Source organism: Sphingomonas arabinosi (assembly GCF_036663715.1).
In the GTDB taxonomy this organism is placed as follows: Bacteria; Pseudomonadota; Alphaproteobacteria; order Sphingomonadales; family Sphingomonadaceae; genus Sphingomonas.
Map to the genome: position 1 here is coordinate 1 of NZ_JAXOJN010000002.1, position 19,985 is coordinate 19,985.

Below are 19,985 nucleotides of genomic sequence, written 5' to 3' on the forward strand. Positions count from 1 at the left end.
GCATGCTTTTGCGATCCGCCCCGACGACAGCACACGCCCGCCGCTCGCTCATCCCCAGCGCCGTCTGGAGATGCGCGACCGCTTCCCGCTTCGCGGCAGGCGTCACCATTTTTTTGAAAGCAGGTCCTTCAGACCTGCGTTGTCGAGCATCGTGTCCGCCAACAGCCGCTTGAGCCTCGCGTTCTCCTCCTCGAGCGCCCGCAGACGCTTTGCATCGGACACCTCCAGCCCACCAAACTTGGCCTTCCAGGCGTAATAAGTCGCGCTCGACATCCCGTGCCGTCGGCACAGATCCGTCACCACCGCGCCAGCCTCGGCTTCCTTCAGGATGCCGATGATCTGCTCTTCCGAAAACTGCTTCCGCTTCATCTGTCCGTCCCTTTCCGGGGGCGGACTCTAGCTCCAACTGGAGGAAAAAACGGGGGTCACGTCAGCGCCCTTTCATCCGACCCGTGTCGGCGCAGCCGCGACGGCTCGCGCAATTGCGTCACGGATTAACACGTAATGCGGTCCAAGTATTGGTCATTGCCCAAGCGCAGCCTACCGAACCAGACACGATCCGCCTATTCTCGCTTCCAAGCATCAAGCGTCTCACAAGGGTCCGTTTCTCGCTTAGGTAGACCAGCCATGCGCAGAATGCCGTTATGCATGTGTCCGGTGGTATAATATAAGCGTGTCCTTCGCCTGCGGAAACGTGATGCGCAGGCACGTTTAAGGCAGTTGCGCTCCACCGACGCCCAACTCTAGCTAGCGGTTCGTCGCAAGCCTGAATTTAGATGGCTGCTCGCCAAACATTCGGCAGGATGAACCAACGGCTGAAGTTGGGAAGCGGGTAACCCCCGACGAACGTCCGCTACTGGGAAACAGGAAAGGGCCCGTGAATGTCCGTGTATGGTTCGGTCCCGCCTGTCGCGGGCGACTATGAAGCGCTACCGACCATCAAGTGCTGCTGGCCGGTCGAACGACGTAACCGAACGGCTCGCCGATACCATCGACGTCTTACGCCAATGTTGTTACTACTGCCTTCATTGAGCTGGCAAGTTCGCGTTCAACTTCGTGGGCCATCATGACAAGAAGGGAGTGATCAAACTCCCCCGCCAGCGGCTCGCTGTCCGCGACGCATATCGCGCCAAGCGCCATTCCGGTGGGATCAGTAATAGGTGCGCCAGCATAGAAACGGACGAACGGATCATATCTAACGCTGTCGAACTCTTCGAAGCGCGGATCGCTGCTTGCATCGGGGATGACCAGCATTCGCCCGCCTTGACGAATCGTTACGGCGCAGAAAGCTGTACTTCGCGGCGTTTCTGTTACACCGAGTCCACGCTGCGCCAACAGGGTTTGCACGCGTTTGTCGATGATGGAGATCGCCGCATACTGCGTCCGGTAGTAATCGCGAACGACGTCCACAATGCGCTCGAGCTTCTCGCTTCCGCGCATTGCTAGTGCTCCGCTTTGGTCCACGGCAAGCTGCCGCCTCTGCTCGTGAGAAAAAACATCGAACCATGAACTGACGTGCGCCCCGTACACATCTATCTCCGCAACAGTGTCACGCGGATATAGACTGGCTTCAGATCGTAGACGCAAGGAAATTATTAAACAAAAGAAACGTCATCTCATGGCCCTAAAGGTAATCGCCACGTCGAACTGACATCAATATTGCTCGATTAACGATTGTTTTTAACCATACTGATATGTTCGGCGACGATGGAAGGCGACCTCTATCAGGGTTCCGTCGGCTCACGCACGTAGACCGAACAGATCGGCCCCCATGCTCCCCTTTTGATAACGGGCCCTGTTCTGACCAGAATGCCGAGCTCAAGGAAGCGGCTTGCGACTTCGATGGGGCGTGTCGTTCAGAAAGCAGAGATCGTCGCTGCCTGAGGCACGCATGCGCGCCGTGAACCAGGCTTCCCGCGAGGCGGACATCGGCCGCAGATTGATCTTGTTGTCATCGAATATCATGCTCCTGCGAATTGAATCGCCATGCAGGGACGAAACACGCCGTTACATGCCGAGCGCCTTCTCATACCGCTCCGCCGAGGCCTCTACGTCGCGCACGTCGGACACGACGTGGTCGACCGCCTTCATTTTCATCGCGTGCCCTCGACCGCCGCCTCGGCGTGAAGTGGTTGAAGTTCGATCCGACCTACCTTCGCCGATTAGCCTGCTCGCGCGCTAGGTTGATGATTACGATACCGAGCGGCGGCACTCCTCGATCGGCTACACCACACCAGCGGCGTTCGCCGCCGAACTCGAAAAGCAACGGGCGGGCTTAAAGTCGTCCGTTGCTTCACCCGCGCTCCTGCGCGAAACAATGGTCGGTCTCTGGTTGCCGCTGGATGAAAGGCGGGGGGCACGTCAGTATCACAACTTTATTCTTCGATGACGCCAACACATTCGGAGTGGTCCCCCCAGGACAATAAGTCCTATACGAAGTCTAGTGATCGATGCTGGTTGGGTTCCTGCTGGGGTCGCCATCGGTGCCGCGTGCCCAGTGCGCGCTTCCGGCCGCCACGCCGGTCTAACATTAGGCACCCCTGCGATATAACAGATCCACCTTCTTCAGACCCATTCCCGTGCCGTCATGGGACTTCCGTGAAGATGGGCTTCAAGTTGTTGTATCAGATGCGATCTTAATTTTGGCGTATGCCGATCCAGTATGTAATCTTAATGACGATGGTCGACTAGAACGATCCTTGGTGTCGGACGAAAAATGATGTCTTTGCGTGTTTTGCCCGTCGCCACGCGGCACCTTTGTCATCAAGGTTCTTGGATACGCATTCGTTGGCCATCGCGTTTCTTCTTGCTGATAGACAAAATCTAGCCGACAGCCGTTTGCGCGGCTTTTGGCACGCGCGCATCGCTGACAGAAAGTCTGCAGGTAACATCGAGAATAACTATGTTAGACGCCCGCCCCGCCGGAACGCCGCATATCGCCACGGCTGATATGCCGGTCCCAAACTGGGGGCGACAAGTTGTATCTGAATTCGGTACGGCTTCGTGGAACCGGCGAGACGCTGACGAGATCAGCCAGACGATCCCTCACCATATCGTGCTGCTGTCGTTCAAACCTATCAACAACCGCGAGTCACGGCTTGGCGGAACACGGCTGCGCACGGCTTCGGCCGCAAGCGGAGCGTGTGAAATCATCCCGGCGGGCGCAGATCATTGGGCGCGCTGGCATGACCCCAAGGAAGTTGCCGCATTCTCACTGTCGCAAGTCTGGCTCGACCGTCTGGCACAGTCCGATCTGGATCTGCCGGGCGCCACCGTGAACTCGGACGCATTGCCCCTCGTCGACCGTCGCGTGGCATTGCTGGGCGCCATGGTCCGCGACGAACTTCGTACAGGTTCGCACGCGACGATGGGCACGCTCGAGCTGGACTCGCTGCTCAACTTGGTGGGCATTCACCTCATCAGGCAATATGGCGCCATCAGGCCGCAAAAAGATTTGGGCGGGCTGTCGGACCGTCAGCTCGGCAAGGTCCGCGACTATATGGCGGCGCACCTTGCCGATGGTGTGAAGCTCGAAGAGGTGGCCGGTTTGATCGGACTCTCCTCAAGTCAGCTGATGCGTTCGTTTCGTCGCTCAACGGGCACCAGCCCGCACCAGTATTTCATGCGCCTGCGCCTTGATCAGGCGCGAACGATGATCATCAACGGGCCGCTGGCCCTAGCCGAGATCGCGCTCGAAAGTGGCTTCTCGAGCCAAAGTCACCTCACCTCGATCATGCGCCGGGAAGATGGTCTGACCCCGGGAGCGTTGCGGGGCTGATCAGGTCGCGATCCGCCAGCTTGGTCCTTGGCAGCATCGGCCAAGTCGCGCTTGATATCGATATATCGTCATTCTCCGCATTGCTTGCGGATTTTCTACCAGCGATGCGCGTATCCTGAAAGCTGCGTATCTGTCTGCCAGCTACCTCTTGGTCATCAACCAGGAGAATAGCGATGACCACGGACGATTGTACCAAAAACCTCGACGGCCAAATTGCGGTAGTGATGGGCGCGACACGCAACCAAGGGCGCGCCTATGCCGTCATGCTGGCACGAAACGGCTGTCGTGGGGTGGCCGTCCATTATCACGACGAGGTGTCTCGGGGTGAAGCGGAAGAGACCGCCGCCGAGATCGCCCATCTCGGTGCCGAGCCGCTCCTGGTCAGCGCTGACCTGACGCATGTCAGCGAGGTGGTTAAGCTGTTCGACGCCGTCGAGCAGAAATTCGGCCACCTCAATATCGTGGTCAACACGGTCGGCAAGGTGGTGAAGAAGCCCTTCGTCGAGATCACCGAGGCTGATTTCGACCAGAGCTTCGCGATCAACAGCAAGGCTGCTTTCTTTTGCATGCAGGAAGCGGCGAAGCGGATCGAGGACAATGGCCGGATCATCACCATCGGCACGACGCTGCAGGCGGCAACGACGGGCCTCTACGCGGTCTATGCCGGGTCCAAGGCGCCGCTCGAACACTTTACGCGCGCGCTTGCCAAGGAGATCGGCGATCGCGGCATCACGGTCAACACCGTTGCGCCCGGACCGCTGAACACGTCCTTCTTTTACCCGGTGGAAACGGCCGAATCCAAGGCGTTCCTCTCGCACATGGCCCCGCAAAACCGTCTGGGCGAGATCGACGAGATCACGCCGCTGATCGAGTTCCTGGTGGGCCCGGGCGGCAGCTGGGTCACGGCGCAGACGCTCTTCATCAACGGCGGCTTCATCGCTCGCTGACGACGTAGCGAGCAGCGGCTGACGGCTCATCGACCAGGCCGTCAGCCAACCCTCCCGGCCCGATTTCCCGCATACTTTCCCTCCCGGAGACCTGTGATGCAATTCCTGTCCGTTCTTCCACCAAGCGTGTACATGAGCGTTCCACCATCCGCTGCAACGATTGACGGACAGCTACACGGATTTACTGCGCGTGTGCTCCGCTACGCCAACCAGTCATGGGTGACCGGTCTGGCAAGCTTCGTGACGACGGCAATCATCCTGTTGCCGGTGGAATATGAAACGCCGATCCGCAGCCTCATGCTGTTCCTGTCGTCGCGGCGCGTCTGATGCACCTTCCGATCCCAAAGACACGACGCATCATCGTCCGCTTCCCCTGTACCGGATACCTCCAAAGGAACGAACCATGATCGTGACACGACGAAGCGTCCTGGCAGCCGGGGCGATTGCCGCAACCGCACTGACCAACAGCCGGAGCTTCGCCGCACAATCGACCGCCGACGTCGTTATCGTCGGTGGCGGGTCTGCAGGAGCGGTATTGGCCGCGCGCTTGAGCGCGGACCCGCGGCGCCATGTCGTTCTGCTGGAGGCGGGGCCCGTGTTCGCGCCCAAGACCTATCCCAGGCCGCTGACCGATCCCGGCATAGTCGGCACCCCCGACTTCAACTGGAACTACAAGAGCGACGACACGGCGAAACTGGGACACGCCATTCCTTTGCCGCGCGGCAAGGTCGTGGGTGGAAGTTCGGCGATCAACGCTGCGATAGCAATACGCGCCCGTCCGGCCGACTTTGCGCGCTGGACCGCGCGCGATATCGAGGGATGGAGCTGGGACGACGTGCTGCCCGCGTTCAAGGCGCTCGAAAACACGCCGACCGGTGCCGACGCGTGGCATGGCCGGTCCGGCCCATTCCCGATCCGGCAGCGCACGCTGGCCGAACTGTCGCCGTCGACACGCGCCTTTGTGGCAGCAGGGCGCGCGACCGGACTCGGCAGCGTCGACGACTTTAATGGTGAGTTCGTTGATGGCGCCTGTGCGCATTCAATGAACGTGGTTGACGGCGTTCGGATGAACACCGGCATCGTCTACCTGACCGCCGACGTCCGTGCTCGCCCGAACCTGACGATCCGCGGGAGCGCCGAGGTCGACTGCCTGATCCTCTCTGGCCGCCGCGCGACCAGCGTACGGCTCGTGACCGGCGAGAGCGTGATGGGCGGCGAGGTCATCCTGTCGGGCGGTGCATTCGGGAGCCCCGCGATCCTGATGCGCTCCGGGATCGGCCCCGCCGCCAATCTTCGCGCACTCGGCATCCCGGTCGTTGCCGACCTTCCCGTCGGACGGCGTCTCCAGGATCATCCGTTCTTCTTCAATATCTACGCTTTGAAGCCGCCTTATACATCCATGTTCCCGGCAGCGGGGTCGATGGCCTGGACACGCTCCAAGGCCGCCACGAACGGCGATCTCGACCTGCAGGTCACCGCGACGCATTTCATCGATCCGAAGGCAAGCCCAACCGGTGGCGCGATCGTGCTGGCCGCGGCGGTGACTCTGCCGAAGTCGATCGGATCGTTCGAACTCGTCTCGCGCGATCCACGGATCGCGCCCCGCATCCGCGCCAATTTCTTCGACCACCCAAGCGATCTCGACCGGATGGTCGAGGCGGTGAACCTGTCGCGCGAGATCGGACGGACGGCACCTTTCGCGGGCATGGTCGATCACGAAATGGCGCCGGGCGTGGGGGTGACGAGCGATGCCGCACTCCGCGCGAACATCGTCGCCAACATCGCCTCGTATCAGCACCCGACGTCGACCGTCCCGATGGGCGCCGACGCAGATCCGACCGCCGTCGTCGATGCCTGGGGAAACGTGCGCGGCATACAGGGCCTGCGCGTCGTCGATGCCTCGATCCTGCCCGAGATTCCGTCGGTGCCCACCAACGTCACCACCATCATGGTGGCCGAGCGGATAGCGGCACGGATTACCGGCGCTTCGTCCGGCCTCGACCGCATAGCGGGCGGCATCGGCGGGTTGGCGCAGCGTGCTTGACCTTAACGACTTCCGATATTTCGTCGGTGTCGTCGATGCCGGCGGGCTGACGGCCGCCAGTCGGACGATGAACGCGCCCAAGTCGACGCTGAGCCACCGGCTCCAGCAACTCGAAGGCGCGCTGGGCGTGCGTCTGCTCAACCGCACCTCACGCAGCCAGAGCATAACCGATGCGGGGTCGCTGTTTTACCGACATGCCATCGACATGCTGCAGCATGCGGACCTCGCCGAAAATGGCGTGCGCCAGCGGCTCGCGGCGCCGATCGGCGTCGTCAAATTCACGATCGGTGTCGTCCCCTCGCTTTTCGCGATGCGCCACATCATGCCGAGTTTTGCCCAGGCGCACCCCAAGATCGAGTTCGAACAGCACACGAGCGACGATCAAATCGACATCATCGGCGGTGGCTACGACCTCGCGATCCGATCGCACATTGGCGCCCTGACCGACTCCAACCTCGTGCAACGCGTGCTTGCCCATGCCCCGTGGCACCTGTTCGCGTCGCCGACCTATATCGAACGCCGTGGGCTGCCGACCGCACCGGAAGATCTGGCCAACCACGATCTGCTTGCGATCCTGCGGCCCGGACATGCCACGACTTGGAAGCTCAGCCATACCGAGAGCGGCGAGCGCATCGTTCCCGTGAAACCGCGGTTCACGGGAAACGATCTGCCGATGCTCAAGCAATTCGCGCAGGATGGCCTAGGCGTCGTCGCCTTGCCGGGGTGGATCTGTCGAAGCGAAGAGCGCAGCGGGACTTTGGTCCGGCTGATGCCCGACTGGATTGCCGGAAAGGCGGCGATCACCGCGGTCTATCCGGTCCGCGACGGCATGATGCCCGCGGTTCGCCTTTTTCTCGACCATTTGTCCCGCGAGTTTCCGAAGATCGTCAACACGTGACCGTTGGCATTCGGCTACGCCGGGGAGAGGCGCGCGATTTGCTCTTCATCTACCGGCTCGAGCGAAAATACATGGAGGATCTGGAAAACGACCAGCTCCAAGGCTGGCAGAACAGTATCGAGCATCATCTTCGCCAATGGGTGGATGACCTCCCCCGTACCAGCGTTGCCGAGTACGCAGGCGACCGGGCCGGCTATGTATTCTGGGAAGTGCGAGAGGGCAGGGCCGTGGTTGCCTCCGTCAACGTGGCACCCGAATACAGGAGGAAGGGCGTCGCCACGATCCTGTTGAAAAGGTTCGAGGACGAGGCGAGCGAGGCCGGATTGCTTATCGCCGAAATCGGCTTCGTCCGGCACAATCCGGCGAGGAACCTCTATGATCGGCTCGGGTATCGCATGCTGTCGGAGGACGGCCGTTACGACACCATGATCAAGCCCCTATAGAAGACGCCCGAGACGGGTCGACGTCAGCGACTATCCGCGCTCCCCGCGCGGCGTCTTCGCTGCTCGAGTGACCGAAGTTTCATACTTCGTTTCAACGGTAACATTACGCGGCATATCGTTGCAGTAAAGACCGCCGGAAGGTAGCGGAATCTTGTAGAGATTGGGTGAGCCGTACAGAAGGATCAACTTAGTGGCGTCCTGGTGAAAGCTTTGAACTCCGTCTCAATCGGGCGAAGCGTTCGATAGATATCGGGCTGCGTCAGAGAACAATTGAGGCGGTCCTAGTGAATCCAGTGAAACGTTTTAATTCTGTGCGACGCGGCGTGCTGCTGTTCGCAGGGACGGCTTTGACGGGAATACCCGCGACCGCGCAGAAAGCGCCCGCGACGCTCGCTCCTAGGCTGCCGGCCCCGCAGGGGGTTTCCGTGACCCCGGCTCCAGGTCCGGCGGCGAAAGCCGACCAGCCGTCGGTAGGGCGAACGATAAAGACTTTGCGCGTCGAGGGATCGCAGCGCATCGAAGGCGAGACGGTGCTCAGCTATACCAAGCTGCGCGTCGGCATCCCTTACACCGCGGAGACGCTCGACCAGGCGCTGAAGGACCTGCAGGCGAGCGACCTGTTCGCGGATTACTCGATCGCGGGCGTCGAGACCGGCAACATCGTCTTGCGCGTGCGTGAGAACCCGATCATCAACCGCGTGATCATCGAGGGCAACAAGGCGCTGAAAAGCGACAAGATCACGAAAGAGATCAAGCTCGCGCCGCGCCGGATTTTCACGCGCACCGCGGTCCGCCAGGATATCGCGCGGATCATCGAGCTGTATCGTCGCCAGGGCCGCTTCGCCGCGGTGATCGACCCGAAGATGGTCAATCTCGACCAGAACCGCGTCGATGTAGCTGAAGGTCGTGAACGCAGGATATTCCGGCCCGGCGATCGCGTACCTGCCCGCGCGCAATGTCGCGAGATCCTTCGCGTCTTGTCCCGGTTCGACGTGCGTCACTTCGATCTCGATGTATGGGCGACGGATGGCGGCCAGCTGTTGGTGGAGATTACCGACGATCTTTCGACCGGCCAGAAGATCGGTCATGGCAAGGTTGAGCTTGGCGGCGGCCTCGGCCGCGACGGGTGCGCCGCTCGCGGTACCCCAGGAGCCGGCCGTGGTATGCTGCGGGGCGACCGACGTGTCCCCGATCGCGAGCTCGAGACCTGCCGGATCGATCGCCAGGTCACGGATCAGCATCTGTTCGAGCATCGACCGGATCCCTTGGCCCATCTCGTGCCCGGCAACCGCGAAGCGCGATGTCCCGTCCGCGCGGACGCGCAATGTCGCGATGCTGGGATGCGTGAGGACCGGATAGGCGCCGCACCCCATGCCCCAGCCGATCTGCGTGCCGTCAAGCAGGCGCATCGAACCCGGGGCTGGGGTGCGCTTGGCCCAACCGAAGCGTCGCGCGCCCTCCGTGATGCAGTCGTTGAGGAAGGTGGAAGACAGCGGCTTGCCGTTCAGCGGATCGATTTCGGCGTGATGCTTGAGCCGGAACGCGACCGGGTCCTCGCCCAGCTTAAACGCCAGTTCGTCCACCGCGCTTTCGAAGGCTAAGGCGGCCGGGTGCGGATGCGGGCAACGCATATAGCCCGGATCCTGCGTATCCAGCCGGATGTCGGCGGCGGTCCCGAGATAGTCGGCGACGCCGTACATCTGCGGCACATGCTCATGATAGTCGGGGCCGAACTGACTGCTTCGGGATGCCTGGTGATCGACGTCGTACCGGATCGCGCTGATCCTGCCCGAGGCGTCCGAGCCGAGCTCGATCCGGTGCCGGCTTTTCTGACGGAAGGTCGCGTTGTGGAAAACCTGGCCACGCGGCACGACCCGTCGTCCCCGGACCAGCCCGCTGGACCGCGCGCGGTCCAGCGGGCGAAGTCGGACGGTCTGGCGCGGATCGCGACGGTTCCGTTCACCGCCGAACTGCCGCCGAGCACTTTTCGGCGCGGCAGGGGAATGTCGTGGCCCAGCCGGGTCTTGTCGGCGCTGGTGTATCCCCAATCGAAGTCCGGCGTTCCAACCACGCCGGGATTGGTTAGCACGTCGGGGTAGCCGTGCGGTGCGAAGCTGGGGCCAGCCTCCAGTAGCAGGACTCGGCGCCGGGGATCGGCGCTCAGCCGGGTAGCGAGAACCGCGCCGGCCGAACCGCCGCCGACGATGACGACATGGGGGATCGCCCCGGCTGCGAAGACGCGTCCATTCGCCAACGATGCCGTAGCCAAAGCGCCAGTCCCAATGAGGGTTCTTCGTGTCACGTCCATGGCCATTCCTTCGTTGCGCCAGGGAGCTGGCTCTAGATGACGGACCGGATCATGGGTCGATCCAGTCTCGATCCGCTTGGTCACCGATCCCTTTTTCCAATGGCGAAGACGTACGTGAGAGAAGCTCGCTCGGCTTTCAGGATGCGCGCACTCCTGTTAGAAAACGCGCATCGCGGAAGGCGATGGTGACCTTGATCGGCACTTGGAATGTCGGGCTGGATTGAAGCAGTGATGCCGACCAGGGCCTACGCAACCCGTGCTAGACCCAGGATTACCCTCCGCTATGGTCGCGACGCCGGCCTTTCCCGCTGGAACGGTCGCTGCTGAACGTTAACAGGCAGCATTGATGACGAAGGCGTAGAGATGGGGCGGCCGGATACGCGATGGCAGCGCTCGCCTGGCCGCTTCATCATAAGCCATTCAAGCAAGCCCGCCGCACCGCAGTATGCGACCGACGGCAGCGTGTGGACGATCTCCGACGCCGGCTCCGACTTCCTGCGGCTCGGCAAGCTGCGGGGAGGGGCCTTCTCGCCGGTCAGCCGGGAGCCGAAATGGGATGTCAGCGACTATGCGTTATCCGCCGACGGCAGTTTCGCCGCCTATGCCACCAACGAGGCGGGCGTCAGCCGCGTTCATGTGCTCGACACCGCGACCGGCGCGTCGCGCCTCGTCAGCGGCCTGCCTGCGGGCGTTATCCAGTGGAGCATCGGCCCCGCGATCCAGATTTCACCCTGGGGCGAAATCGGGCTCAGCATGTCGTCGGCCAAGGTCGCGGGCGATGCCTACGCGATCGATGCCAAGACGCTGGCGGTAACGCGCTGGACGCAGAGCGAAACTGGCGGTCTCGATCCGCAACTCAACGCCGAGCCGACCTTAGTCGAGGTGAAAAGCTTCGACGGGGAGGCGGTGTCAGGCTTCCTCTATCGCCCGGATCCCAAGAAATTTCCCGGTAAGCGTCCGCTGATCGTCGACATCCATGGCGGTCCAGAAGGGCAGACTCGTCCCGACTTCCTCGCGGCGACCAACTACGAGATCAACGAGCTCGGCATCGCCGTGTTCTTCCCCAACGTCCGCGGCTCGTCGGGGTTTGGCGAGCGCTTCATCAATCTCGACAACGGGCCGTTCAAGCGCGAGGATTCGGTCAAGGACATCGGTGCGTTCCTCGATGCTCTGCAGAAGGACCCGATGCTCGACGCGAGCCGCTTCGCGGTTAACGGCGTCTCGTACGGCGGCTATATGTGTTACGCGACCGCCACGCATTATTCGGACCGGTTGAAAGGCGCGAACTGCTATGTCGCGATTTCCAACTTCGTGACGTTCCTCGAAAACACGCAAAGTTATCGTCGTGATCTACGTCGTGTCGAATATGGCGACGAGCGCAACCCGGCGCAGCGCGCGCAGTTGATGAAGATCTCGCCGCTGACCAGCGTCGACAAGATCCGCCTGCCCCTGTTGATCGCCACCGGCGGCAACGATCCGCGCGTGCCCGCATCCGAGGCGGAGCAAATCATCAAGGCCGTGCGCGGCAACGGCGGCACCGCCTGGCACGTGCTCGCGCAGAACGAGGGTCACATCTTCCACAAGAAGGAAAACGAGGACTATTATTTCTGGGCGTCGATGCTGTTTTGGCAGAAGACGCTGCTCGGCGACGCGCGCGAGTGATGGTCCGGTCGGTCCGTGCGGGCGCGGCGCTGTCGGCGGCCGCAGTGTTCCTTGGCGCAGCGCCAGCCGCCAAGCCGGCATCGGTACGGGTCGACCATCACGTGCACCTCCATTCGCCTCGCCGCGGTGTGGAAGGCTGACACGAAACCGGAAGACAAGGTAGCGCTCGTCGCATTGATCCGTAGGATTGGTCTCGCACCAAGGGGCGTTTTGTGTAGTGTCTATGCGGCTTGGGGGCCGGGCTGCTTCGGATCCACGGCAAATGTGGCGAGTGTGCTGAGCGCTCCCCCAGGCGTGTCGACCTGATCGAGAACTTTTACATCGGCGAGCCATCGATCGGGGGTGACGGTGAACAGTTGGTAGCCGCGCTGGTTGTTCAGCAGGCGGACGTTGGGATTGTTCGACAACATCTGGGTTTCGCCAGGGTAATGCAGCCCGCCCGTACCGTTCGATGAAATCGACGTGGCGTGGAATTCGGTCGCGATGGCCGGTCCGTCGAGATGCTCGATCCGGCGGGGCACCGCGCCGACGACATGCTGATGCATGTCGCCTCCGCCGATCACGACATTAGTGAGATTGCGCCGATCGATACTGTCGAGCAGGCGCTGTCGGGCCAGCGGATAGCCGCCCCAATTGTCCGCGCCGACGACCGGCGTGACGGCCCCGTCCTTGCGCGGGTCGAAGGGCATGAGCATCACCTGTTGCGCGACGAAGTTCCAGTGTGCGTCGTTGGCCAGCCCGCGGTCCAACCAGGCCTCCTGCGCCGCGCCCATCATCGTCCGCTCGGGGCGGTCGACGGGCTTACAGTCCTCGGGCTCGGATCGGGGGCGGTTCGGCCGGCACAATTCGTCGCTACGATAGGACCGCGTGTCTAGCACGTGCATCCGCACGAGGCCGCCATAGTCGAACCGCCGATGCATCCGGACGCCATCGGGACCCGGTCGCTGCGCGGGGCGCACGGGCATGTGCTCGTACCACGCCTGCAGCGCCGCGGCTCTGCGCCGCGCGAACACGGCCGGCGGATTGCCGTCCTTGTCGAACACGCCGGCCCAATTGTCGTCGATCTCGTGATCGTCGAACGAACTCACGAACGCCACCGCGGCATGCGCCGCCTGCAGGTCCGGGTCCGCCTTGTACTGCGCATAGCGGCGTCGATAGGCATCGAGCGTATAGATTTCGTCGCTCAGGTGCTTGCGCGGACTCGGTGTCGCCCGGATCCCCATTTCGTAGATATAGTCGCCGTAATGGTACACCAGATCGAGGTCCGGCTCGCGCGCCAGATGCGCGTAGGCGGTGAAATAGCCCGTCTCGAAATTCTGGCAGCCTGCCATGGCGATGCGCAGTCGATCTACCGGGGCACCCATAGCGGGCGCGGTGCGTGCAGTGCCGATGGGGCTGGCATCGGCACCGGCCACGAGGAAGCGATACCAATGCGGCCGGTGCGACTTGAGCCCGCCGACTTCGACATGGACCGAGTGCGCCAGATGGGCCTCGGCGACGGCGGTGCCGGATCGGACGATGCGACGGAAGCCCGGATCTTCCGACACTTCCCATCGCACCGGGACATCGCGCACCGGCATGCCGCCGTCCGGCGTTTGCGGTTCGGGCGCCAATCGCGTCCACAGCACGAAGCCGTCGGGCACCGGATCGCCCGATGCAACGCCGAGCGCGAACGGATAGTGCTTGAAGCGAGGCGCGGCCAGCAACTCGGTCGGGATCGCCCCGCCCAACAGCACCAGCGCCGACCCTTTGATCAGGTCGCGGCGATCGATATTGGTCATGGGTCACGGTCCTTCTTGGCATCGGCCAGTCCGGGGAAGACGCCGCACGTGCCACGAACCCGACACCGCGACGGCGATTTTCAGGTGCCCTGGCGGTCGCGCGATGGGGCGATCAGAACTGCGCCGCGATCGTAGCGTATGTCGAGCGCATAGGCGTCGCGGATCGCGTCGAACACACGCGCCGGGTCCGATACACGGAACCGACCGCTGACGGGCAATGCGCCCAGCGCCGCATCCCGCAGCAGGATCGTCCGGGCCGAATGGCGCTGCACCTTGGCGATCAGCACGCTCAGCGGTACGTCGGTCGCCTCGAACCATCCGGCGGTCCAGTCCGGTCTGGCGGCGACGATTGCGCCAGCCGTCGGATCGGGTGCCTGGGTGGTAATGCGATCGTTGACCACGCGGGCGCGGTCACCCTTGCGCAGGACGAGGTGGTCGGATTGACCGGCGTCGAGCGCCACGGCGCCGCGATACACTTCCACCGCAGTGCGCGTGGCATTCTGGCGATCGACGTTGAACGCCGTACCCAGCACCGCCACCGTCGTTTCGCCGCTGTGCACGTGGAACGATCGCCAGCGTTCGTGCGCCACATCGAAGAACGCCTCGCCGCGCACCAGCGTCGCTGTGCGCCGCCACGGCAGCACCCGCACGCGCAGCTCGGTATTGCCGCTCAGCGCGACATGCGAGCCATCGGCTAGGACGACGGCTCGGCCATTTCCAATGCCGGCCCGGTACGTGATCGAGGAGAAGGAAGGTAGCATCACGAACAGCGCGGCCAGTACGGCGCAGGCCGTCGCGGCCAGCCAAGCCAACGGTCGCCGCGACCTTGCATGGCGCGTCGCACCGATCAGGCCGATCGGCGCGTCGGACACTGCCGGGGCAGCGGCCGCCTGACGCAGCGCCTCGGTGAGCGCGTCGGAATGCCACAGCGCCTGCAGGTCGGTAAACTTGTCGCGATGCGCGACATCGGCCGCCATCCATGTGTCGAACGCGCGACTGGCCGACGTGTCGATCGCGGGTTGGTCGAGGCGATTGACCCACAAGGCAGCGTCTTCCGCGATCTGCGTCTCACGCGTCATCCGCCGTCATTCCCCGCGTCGTTGGCCAGCATGACTGCCCGGTGCAGATCCGCCAGTCCCCGCGTGATATGTTTCTCGACCGCCTTGAGGTTGAGCGCAAGGTCCCGGGCGATCCCGGCGCAACTCTGACCCTGGAGGCGGCGACGGGTGAAGACGTCGCGGCGCAGCGGCGGCATCGCGTCGAGTGCCGCGGTCAGCGCCGCCAGCTCCTGTCGTCCAGCGATCACACGATCGGGCAAGGGCGCATCGCTGGCATGGTCGATCTCGGTTTCGTTCGAATACCGACGATCACGACGGTGGTGATCGACCAGCAGGTTGGCGGCGATACGAAAGCCGAACGCATAGACGCTGACCAGTTTCTGTTGGCGGTTTTGCTGAACGAGGCGCGCCAGCGTTTCCTGCACGACGTCCTCGACCAGATCGTGCCGGTTAGTGCGGGTCCGAACATAGCGGGCGAGCGTAGCGGCGACCGCTTCCCAATCTTGGTCGGGAACGTCGGTGTCGCTCTCGTCGATCTGGGGCAGGGAAACAGGCATGGAACTCCGCAAGGTCGGTCCGGTGCCTCTATGATGACATTGTTACAATCTGACGGAGCGATGGGATGACCTGAGGAGGGATCGCGCAGTCCGATATCATGCCCGTTTATTCTAACTGTTGATATCAAGGATTACTGACGGGTATATTTTTTCGATAGTTGAACAGGCCCATGGTCTAAAATAGCAAAGTCAAAAACTATATAATTAACAGCTTTGCAATCGACTGAGTATTATAGTCATTAGTGGCGATGCATTACGCATTAAAACTGTAATAAATATATACTCAAAAAGTCATTAAACTTTTAATGTCGGGTTGTGCTTGATGCGCCCGTCTTCCCCGCAATCGATGAAGCTTTCGGGGGTAATGATGGTACGCACGGGTCGCCTTTCGCATCTGCTGTTTTGTTCGGTGGCACTGGCCAGCGTCGGATGGTCGCCATCCATGGCGCAGCCGAGCGTGTCGGCAAAGCAACGCCAGTTCGATTTCGACCTGCCTGCGCAATCGATGACGAAGGCTTTGCTCGCTTTTTCTCGCGTCACGGGGCTGCAGGTCGCCACGTCGCCGGCCAAGTTGAATGGCCTTCAGGCGAACCGGCTGCGCGGCCGGATGCCAGCCGAGGCAGCGCTGCGGGTGCTGACCGCCGGCACCGCGATCGATGGCCGCATCGTCGGCGATACGGTCGTGGTGGAGCGGCAGGACCGCACCGATTTCGCACAAGCCACGGATGCCGCCGGCACGGCATCCGTGGCATCTGACGACCAGAATGGCGGCGAAGAGATCGTCGTGACCGGCTATCGCGAAAGCCTGTCGCGCGCGGCGCAGTTGAAGCGGTCGGCGACCGGATCGCAGGACGTGATCGTGGCGCAGGACATCGCCGCCTTTCCCGACCAGAATTTGGCGGAATCGCTGCAGCGCGTGCCTGGCGTGGCGATTACCCGCGATAGTGGCGAAGGCCGGCAGATCTCGTTGCGCGGCCTTGGTCCCGATTTCACGCGTACGCAGCTGAATGGCATGGAAGTGCTGACCAATACCGCGTCGGGGTTGGACAGCCGCGGCAGCGTGAGCCGCTCGCGCTCCTTCGACTACAGCATCTTCGCCTCCGAGCTGTTCAACCAGGTGACGGTCGTAAAATCCTATGCCGCCGAACAGGACGAGGGCGGGATCGGCGGCACGATCGGCCTGCACACCGCCAAGCCGTTCGACTATCCCGGGCTGACCGCAGTCGTCTCAGCCAAGGGGCAGGTGAACCAGTATAGCAAGACGCTGACGCCGCGACTGGTCGGGCTGATTTCCGATCGGTGGGGCGATTTCGGCGCGCTCGTGTCGGTCGCGTACAGCAAGGCCGAAACGATCGAGATGGGCTATCGCAACTGGAATTGGTCGCAGATCAATTTTCGCGCCGCCAATGTCGGGCCAAATGTCTCCGCCGCCGATCGCGCGCTGTTGGTCAATGCCACCGGCGCGAACCGCGTGTGGAACAGCCGCGCACAGACCTATGCCACCTGGTTCAACGAGCGCGAGCGACTGGGTGTGACCGCGGCGCTGCAATATCACCCCAATGATCGTACCGACGTGACGCTAGACGTGCTCTACGGCAAGCTGACCAACAACCGCGAGACCGACGTGCTGGGTGCGGGCGGCACCAATGGGGTGGCGGCCAACGACATCACCGGCACGCAGGTGCTGACCGACGTCACGTTCGACGAGCATAACAGTATCGTCGCGGCATCGTTCGACGGCGTCGACATGCGCACCGAGACGCGCAACACGCGCGACACGACCGATTTCTGGCAGGTGGCACTCAACGGTCGCACGGACATCACCGATACGCTCAGCGCCAAGGTCCTGGGCGGCTGGTCGCGATCGAAATTCCAATCGGGCTACGACCAGGTGTATCTGGAATCCGTCGGACAGAGCTACAGCTTTTCCGGAATCAACGGCGACAACCCGACCAACAGTTACGGCTTCGATCCGGCTGATCCGGCGCAATGGGGCGTACAGGGCGCGGAGACACGCGAGGACGGCATCGATAGCGAATTCTACAATGCCAAGGGCGAGCTTGCCTGGCGCGTTGCCGAGGATTCGACGCTGAAGGCTGGGGCCAGCTACAAGCATTTCGAGAATGGCGGACTGCAGCGCCGCGCGCAGTTCAACTACGATGGCAAGCCTGGCCTGCCGGTGGTGCCGACCCGTGTGATCCCGTACAGTAGCCGAATACCCTACATCATTGCCGATATCGACGGGGCCTACAACGCGCTCGGCCTCAGCGGTATTGTCGATGCAAGCAATGCGATAGCCGGCGCCGATTACCAACTGCGGGAGAAGACCTTCGCCGCTTATGCGCAATATGATCTCAACACCCGGTTGGGGGAGGTGGGCGTGCGTGCCAATCTCGGGCTGCGTTATTATCGGACGTCGCTCAATTCGTCGGGCACGGCGCTGACCGGCACGACGCTGACGCCGGTGGATATCACCAACAGCTATGACGGCTTCCTGCCGGCCGCCAATCTGGCGTTCGACCTTGATCGTTCACTCGTGCTGCGGGTGAGCGCCAACCGCAACGTCAATCGCGCGGCGCTCAACGACATGCGCGCGGCAGCGACGATCAACACCGCGGCCTTTGGCGGCACGATAAGCGCAGGCAATCCCAACCTTGCACCGTTCATCGCGGATTCCGTGGAGGGATCGCTCGAATATTATGACGGCAAGCGCGGATCATTGGCGGTCGGGGTGTTCTACAAGAAGATGAAGTCGTTCATCACCACCGAGACGACGCCGGTACCGTACAACACCACCGGCTTTCCGCTATCACTGTTGCTCCCGGGGCAGGATCCGGCGATCGTGTTCAATTATACACGGCCGGTGAACGGGCCTGGCGCTGCGATCAAGGGGATCGAGATTGCCGGCAAGCGCGACTTCGATTTCCTTCCCGCGCCGTTTGATAGCCTCGGCGTCCTAGGCAATGTGACGCTGGCGGAGGGCAAGACCGACGTGCTGTTTTCCAGCACCCCGGTAAGCTTGCCGCTCACCAACCTTTCGAAGGTGTCGACCAACGCCACGATCTATTACGACACCGGTCGCTGGGGCGTGCGGGGCTCGGCGGCGATGCGCAGCAAGTATCGTTCGGGCAGCGGCGGCAACGGCAACATCGGCGAATATATCAAGGGCACGACGAATTTCGACGCCTCGGCCTACGTCAACGTGACGTCGCAGCTACAGCTGACACTAGAGGCGATCAACATCGGCAACGAACCGATCGTCCAATATGCCGACAAGGATGCCAAGCGTATGATGACCAACACCGTCAGCGGGCGCACGGTCCTGTTCGGCGCGACGATGCGGTTCTAGTAAACGGCGCCGGCCGTCTGGGCATCCGACGGCCGGCTGTTCGTAGTGTTCTCTTCCGAGACCGCTGGGCAACCGGTGGGAAAATTAAGTCGGCAGTGTTAGGCGCGCGGTCTGATCCTGATCGACAGTCCGCTTATGCGCCTCGAACAGCCGGCAATGCCTGTCGCCACATTGGAGTTCACCGTTCGCGCAATGCATTCCACCGCGCTGTCTTATTGCGCGAATTATGGATCGCGCCGGACTGAGATCGGGGGGGCTTAGCTTATCGCTCCGCGTTCTGCGCCGCGGCATGGTGCGGATCGTCGCGAGGTACATCGTTACCCATGCCGCCGCCTCCAACCCCGCTACCGCCACCCATACCACCGCCACCGCCGCCGCCGCCGCCGCTTCTGCCGGCATTGTCCTTGTTGCTACCACCTCTGCCGCCGCCAGACGACGCCGGACGCGTGGGCCCCTGCATCGCGATGGTCAGGTCGGTCGGGATCGGATCGAGGTCGAGGGCGTCGCGCACGAACGCGCGCAGCGACACGACCAGCTCGTGCGTGTGGACCGGGTGGCCCGCGACCAGCTCGCGAACCGCCCTGTCCGCCAGCCGAACATGCTCCTCGGTACCGAGCAGGATGATGTCCGACAGCGCGGCCTCGACCGCGTCGCGGATGCGGCGCGTGCGGTCCGACCGCGCCGCGCCCTCCGCACTGAGGTCCAACGCAGCCATGGGCTCCTCTGCGCCGCCGTCCTGCTCCCGCCGCCGCAGGTCGCGCAGGTGGGCCGGATCGACGGTCAGGTCCCCCGTGAACGATCCGCCGAGCACCTTGTAGGCGGCGATGAGGGTTTTGAGGCGCTCATTGATCTGCCGGTTCATGCGCTCGCGGCGCTGTTGGAACGTCATTTGGGTGAGCAGACGGATGCCGACCCCCAACAGCGTAACTAGCGTCAGCCCCAGGATGGTAACCAGCAGGCTCTGCCAAGAACTGAAATCGAGACCGCGCAAGTGCATTCCCCCTAATTACCGTCTACGCAACGCCCGTCGATCCTGCGGGTGCCGCAAAGCGCCACGACGGCGAAGATAGCTCGTGCAATCTCTTCCGTTGATGCAGCCGAACAGCTGTCCGAAGTCGAGAGGCCGCAAAGCCGCGTTGAATGTTACCTGCTCTGCGTCG

Annotated in this window: 15 protein-coding genes and 5 pseudogenes; 11 read left to right on the top strand and 9 right to left on the bottom strand. The window is 62.6% G+C overall.

Going from position 1 to position 19,985, the window contains the following annotated elements; translation table 11 throughout:
* From U1708_RS03010 to U1708_RS03020, 3 genes and pseudogenes are all read right to left on the bottom strand, one after another.
* Window positions 1–369 (bottom strand): annotated as a pseudogene (locus tag U1708_RS03010) (transposase); the annotation flags it as partial.
* 630 nt (window positions 370–999) lie between these two features.
* Window positions 1,000–1,530 (bottom strand): GAF domain-containing protein, encoded by a 531-nt coding sequence (locus U1708_RS03015; protein ID WP_332742625.1) that lies wholly within the window; start codon window positions 1,528–1,530, stop codon window positions 1,000–1,002.
* A 288-nt stretch (window positions 1,531–1,818) separates the two neighbouring features.
* Entirely contained in the window at window positions 1,819–1,965 is a 147-nt protein-coding gene (locus U1708_RS03020) for a hypothetical protein (protein ID WP_332742626.1), read from the bottom strand.
* A gap of 217 nt (window positions 1,966–2,182) precedes the next feature.
* On the opposite strand from U1708_RS03020, the pseudogene U1708_RS20680 reads away from it, so the two are divergent.
* The 8 genes and pseudogenes from U1708_RS20680 to U1708_RS03055 all read left to right on the top strand — a co-directional run.
* Window positions 2,183–2,329: pseudogene (locus U1708_RS20680) on the top strand (IS3 family transposase); the annotation flags it as partial.
* Window positions 2,330–2,902: 573 nt separating this feature from the next.
* The gene (locus U1708_RS03025; RefSeq protein ID WP_332742627.1) at window positions 2,903–3,778 is read left to right on the top strand and encodes a helix-turn-helix domain-containing protein; all 876 of its coding nucleotides are present in this window, start codon (window positions 2,903–2,905) and stop codon (window positions 3,776–3,778) included.
* A gap of 173 nt (window positions 3,779–3,951) precedes the next feature.
* Window positions 3,952–4,725, top strand: a complete 774-nt coding sequence (locus tag U1708_RS03030; RefSeq protein ID WP_307084656.1) for an SDR family oxidoreductase — start codon at window positions 3,952–3,954, stop codon at window positions 4,723–4,725.
* A gap of 132 nt (window positions 4,726–4,857) precedes the next feature.
* On the top strand, window positions 4,858–5,052 hold the full coding sequence (locus U1708_RS03035) for a hypothetical protein (RefSeq protein ID WP_332742628.1): 195 nt from the start codon (window positions 4,858–4,860) through the stop codon (window positions 5,050–5,052).
* Between the two features lie 76 nt (window positions 5,053–5,128).
* Window positions 5,129–6,769, top strand: coding sequence for a GMC family oxidoreductase (locus U1708_RS03040; protein ID WP_332742629.1), 1,641 nt, complete (start codon window positions 5,129–5,131; stop codon window positions 6,767–6,769).
* Entirely contained in the window at window positions 6,762–7,667 is a 906-nt protein-coding gene (locus U1708_RS03045) for a LysR substrate-binding domain-containing protein (protein WP_332742630.1), read from the top strand. Before U1708_RS03040 ends, U1708_RS03045 begins: the two co-directional genes overlap by 8 nt.
* Entirely contained in the window at window positions 7,664–8,110 is a 447-nt protein-coding gene (locus U1708_RS03050; protein ID WP_332742631.1) for a GNAT family N-acetyltransferase, read from the top strand. Before U1708_RS03045 ends, U1708_RS03050 begins: the two co-directional genes overlap by 4 nt.
* A gap of 329 nt (window positions 8,111–8,439) precedes the next feature.
* A pseudogene (locus U1708_RS03055) lies at window positions 8,440–9,006 on the top strand (POTRA domain-containing protein); the annotation flags it as partial.
* Between the two features lie 177 nt (window positions 9,007–9,183).
* Here U1708_RS03055 and U1708_RS03060 read toward each other — a convergent pair.
* Both U1708_RS03060 and U1708_RS03065 read right to left on the bottom strand, forming a co-directional pair.
* A pseudogene (locus tag U1708_RS03060) lies at window positions 9,184–9,981 on the bottom strand (molybdopterin cofactor-binding domain-containing protein); the annotation flags it as partial.
* A 59-nt stretch (window positions 9,982–10,040) separates the two neighbouring features.
* Window positions 10,041–10,424, bottom strand: a pseudogene (locus U1708_RS03065) (NAD(P)-binding protein); the annotation flags it as partial.
* 357 nt (window positions 10,425–10,781) lie between these two features.
* Between U1708_RS03065 and U1708_RS03070 the strand changes: the two are divergent.
* A complete protein-coding gene (locus tag U1708_RS03070) occupies window positions 10,782–12,080 on the top strand; it encodes a S9 family peptidase (protein ID WP_332742632.1) in 1,299 nt (432 codons plus the stop codon).
* Window positions 12,080–12,220, top strand: coding sequence for a hypothetical protein (locus tag U1708_RS03075; RefSeq protein WP_332742633.1), 141 nt, complete (start codon window positions 12,080–12,082; stop codon window positions 12,218–12,220). Before U1708_RS03070 ends, U1708_RS03075 begins: the two co-directional genes overlap by 1 nt.
* An 81-nt stretch (window positions 12,221–12,301) precedes the next feature.
* Here the strand turns inward: U1708_RS03075 and U1708_RS03080 are convergent, their stop codons facing one another.
* The 3 genes from U1708_RS03080 to U1708_RS03090 all read right to left on the bottom strand — a co-directional run bounded on the left by U1708_RS03080 (window position 12,302) and on the right by U1708_RS03090 (window position 15,476).
* A complete protein-coding gene (locus tag U1708_RS03080) occupies window positions 12,302–13,861 on the bottom strand; it encodes an alkaline phosphatase D family protein (RefSeq protein WP_332742635.1) in 1,560 nt (519 codons plus the stop codon).
* 80 nt (window positions 13,862–13,941) lie between these two features.
* Window positions 13,942–14,940 carry a FecR family protein gene (locus U1708_RS03085; RefSeq protein ID WP_332742637.1) on the bottom strand — a complete coding sequence of 333 codons (999 nt, stop codon included), beginning with the start codon at window positions 14,938–14,940 and terminating at the stop codon, window positions 13,942–13,944.
* Window positions 14,937–15,476 carry an RNA polymerase sigma factor gene (locus U1708_RS03090; protein WP_332742639.1) on the bottom strand — a complete coding sequence of 180 codons (540 nt, stop codon included), beginning with the start codon at window positions 15,474–15,476 and terminating at the stop codon, window positions 14,937–14,939. The genes U1708_RS03085 and U1708_RS03090 overlap by 4 nt, the downstream gene beginning before the upstream one ends.
* 364 nt (window positions 15,477–15,840) lie before the next feature.
* On the opposite strand from U1708_RS03090, the gene U1708_RS03095 reads away from it, so the two are divergent.
* The gene (locus U1708_RS03095; RefSeq protein WP_332742641.1) at window positions 15,841–18,825 is read left to right on the top strand and encodes a TonB-dependent receptor; all 2,985 of its coding nucleotides are present in this window, start codon (window positions 15,841–15,843) and stop codon (window positions 18,823–18,825) included.
* Window positions 18,826–19,087: 262 nt separating this feature from the next.
* Here the strand turns inward: U1708_RS03095 and U1708_RS03100 are convergent, their stop codons facing one another.
* Window positions 19,088–19,822, bottom strand: a complete 735-nt coding sequence (locus U1708_RS03100) for a hypothetical protein (RefSeq protein ID WP_332742643.1) — start codon at window positions 19,820–19,822, stop codon at window positions 19,088–19,090.
* Window positions 19,823–19,985 lie beyond the last annotated feature (163 nt).